This window comes from Bradyrhizobium sp., assembly GCF_049581145.1.
Lineage (GTDB): Bacteria > Pseudomonadota > Alphaproteobacteria > Rhizobiales > Xanthobacteraceae > Bradyrhizobium.
This window is the reverse complement of record NZ_JBAURI010000122.1, coordinates 1-2504: the sequence shown is the minus strand read 5'-3', so window position 1 is coordinate 2504 and position 2504 is coordinate 1. Positions and strand designations below refer to the sequence as shown.

Annotated in this window: 5 protein-coding genes; all 5 read right to left on the bottom strand. The window is 61.0% G+C overall.

The genetic code is table 11. From position 1 onward, the window contains the following. Positions 1 to 296, bottom strand: a 296-nt coding sequence (locus WCB02_RS04015) for an LpxD N-terminal domain-containing protein (RefSeq protein ID WP_423956546.1), incomplete at its 3' end; no start/stop codon positions are given. A gap of 10 nt (positions 297 to 306) precedes the next feature. Continuing rightward, positions 307 to 615 carry a hypothetical protein gene (locus WCB02_RS04010; protein WP_423956545.1) on the bottom strand — a complete coding sequence of 103 codons (309 nt, stop codon included), beginning with the start codon at positions 613 to 615 and terminating at the stop codon, positions 307 to 309. 43 nt (positions 616 to 658) lie between these two features. Continuing rightward, positions 659 to 1315 (bottom strand): nucleotidyl transferase AbiEii/AbiGii toxin family protein, encoded by a 657-nt coding sequence (locus tag WCB02_RS04005; RefSeq protein ID WP_423956544.1) that lies wholly within the window; start codon positions 1313 to 1315, stop codon positions 659 to 661. After that, positions 1290 to 2003 carry a hypothetical protein gene (locus WCB02_RS04000; protein WP_423956543.1) on the bottom strand — a complete coding sequence of 238 codons (714 nt, stop codon included), beginning with the start codon at positions 2001 to 2003 and terminating at the stop codon, positions 1290 to 1292. Before WCB02_RS04000 ends, WCB02_RS04005 begins: the two co-directional genes overlap by 26 nt. A 285-nt stretch (positions 2004 to 2288) precedes the next feature. Next, the coding region (locus WCB02_RS03995; RefSeq protein ID WP_423956542.1) for a response regulator at positions 2289 to 2504 on the bottom strand (216 nt) is incomplete at its 5' end.

Sequence of the window (2504 nt, the reverse complement as noted above, 5' to 3'; positions counted from 1 at the left end):
ACGGCGATGAACGCACGATAGGGTTCGTGCGCGCGCAGCACGATGAGGCTGTCCGGCGCACGGCCTTCGAAACGCTGCGGCATCAGGCAGGCTCCGGCGCGCGTCGTACGCAAGGCGTCGGCATATTTCCCGCTTTCGATGAAGGTGAGATCGTCCGGACCGGCCAGTTCGAGCGCGGCGACATCCGTGATCAAATGCGAAAGCTGTTGCTCATCGGAGCACTCCGCTCCGGTCAGCGCGATGATGTCGGCGACCGTCAGCCCCGGGGGGCGGTCGAAGAAGCGTCGTTTCCCCATGTCCCGGTCCTCAATCGGAAACGGCCCGGGAAACGATGCGTGTCATCGAAACTCCGCCGTCGTCATGAGGTGCCGGCAAATCCTGCTTCCGGGTTTGCGGCGGCGGCGAGACGTCTGCCTGCTCGCGCGGGGCGTCGAAAAATTCGGTCGGATCATCGAACTCGCCGTCGATCGCGTGCATGATCGTCTCGTCCATCGTCTGAAGCACGCAAATTGGCATAGAGTTGCGTTCATGCATGTTACAAATCGGAAGGGATTCCGCAGTTGCGGCTTCCCTAACCGGATTGTGATCATGCGGCTCCCGGTGTGCGGCCGGCACGGTGAGAGGCCAGACGGGAACGAGCTTGCGTTCACGGGATGGGCTACGGGATCCGTTCGACGATGCCGCGAACTGTTTGCAAACAGGTCTTTTTGTGTTTCTCCCATGCCGGCCGAATGTCGAGTTCGGCTAATTCGGCCTGCAGAAAATCCCTATTGATGCCGTTGAGGCGTCGCAGAAGATCGCGCTTCTTCTCCGCCACGTGATGCAGGTTGGCGATCAGCACGTCGCCGGCGATGGCCTCGACCACGGAGATGTCGAACACGTCGCGCGCCTTGATCATGGTCGCGCGATAATGAAGCTTCTTCAGTGCGATCTCCACGGGCGAGTCGAGCTGGATCGTCGGCTTCGATCCCTTCCGTATCGCGGTCAGATCGATCTGCCTTTCGATTGGCGGCAGCGACGAGATCTGGGCGGTGACAACGAAGTCGATCTCTCCTTCCGGATACTTCAGTTTCAGATAGTGCGCTGCGCGGTCCCACGCGGTGCAGTTCCAGACGTCAGTGGTCTCCGGAGAAAGCAGAGCTAGGTGTTGCGGGTCGTCGATAAAGGCATCGATGTCCCGGCTCAGGCGGTGGTCGGCGAAGACCATGAGGGCCGTACCTCCGCCAAGCACCCAATCCGGCCTGGGATTGCCCTGTCGCTCGAGTTCGGCAAGTCCCTGCAGAGTGCGATCAAGCAATCGGCGCCAGTCGCTCAAGCAGCGTCTCCAGTGCAGGGTTGGCTTCGCCCGTCATCGTCTTTATTTCGTCGTAGGTGGAGGCCAGTTCGCACGTCGGTATGCCGTGAAGCTTCGCGAACTTCAGAACGAGTTGCGGACGTACGTCGGTAAAGAAGGTCGCGACGTGCACCATCCACCGGCTGGTGGCGCCGGACATCAGGGCATCCGCGAGTTGCTTCGCTCGGATCGAGCGGCGGTAGGGCGCGTTCGTCGTGCCCAGTACGAGGTCGTTGATCTCGCTAACGGATGCGCCCTGTCGATGCGGAGGTCGGGCCTTGACCCTTTCCGCGTGCGGCCGCACGCTTGTCTGTCTCTCCTCCGCGACCTTCAGTTTGAGGACGTCCCGGAGTTTGCAGCGGCGGTGCTTCCCCTCGTAGCGGAAGGGAAGCCGCCCATCGTCCATACGCCGAACGACAAGAGGGCGGGAAACACCCAGGATTTTGCCGGCGGCATCGGGCGAGAGTTCGCGGTGGAGCGGAGCGATGACGATGCCCGGATGACGCAGCACAATGTCCGTCAGTTCGCGAACTAGCTTGAGCATCAGGCCGTCGAGTTTGACAGTGGCCGAACGCCTGCGGGACGATGCCTTCAGCTGCCGCGCGACGGATTCGGCCTGCTTGCGATCGCCGTCACTGACGGTTTCGAACTTCGCCGAAGAGAGGGCCATCCGCGGTCTCCAAAGTTACCATCTGAAATAACTGAAATCACAGCGAAAATCAAGGAGTTGCTGCTGGATAAATGAAGCAGCTCAGCAATTGGACATATGGGGTATACGGTGCGGGTCGACGCAGCCCGCAAACATGGAGCCGGTCAATTCGTCGGCCATGAGGTTCTGGCTGCGACTGCGCATTTTCCCTACTCAAGGGGCTGTTTGGCGAAGCGGTCACGCCTGCCCGGGTTGGACCAGCGGACGATGGCTCGTCCTCTGTACCGATCGCATCGCAGCCGCCGTCTATCCCATCCCAACCTTGCCGAACTTCGCGGTCAGCGTCGGCTGATCGAACGGCTTGACGACATATTCGTTGGCGCCGGCCGCGATCGCTTCGTGGATGTGGTCGATGTCCTTTTCGGTCGTGCACATGATCACCACCGGCTTCTTGCCCTCGTCGCGCGCGCGCAGATGGCGCAGGAATTCGATGCCTGTCATGATCGGCATGTTCCAGTCCAG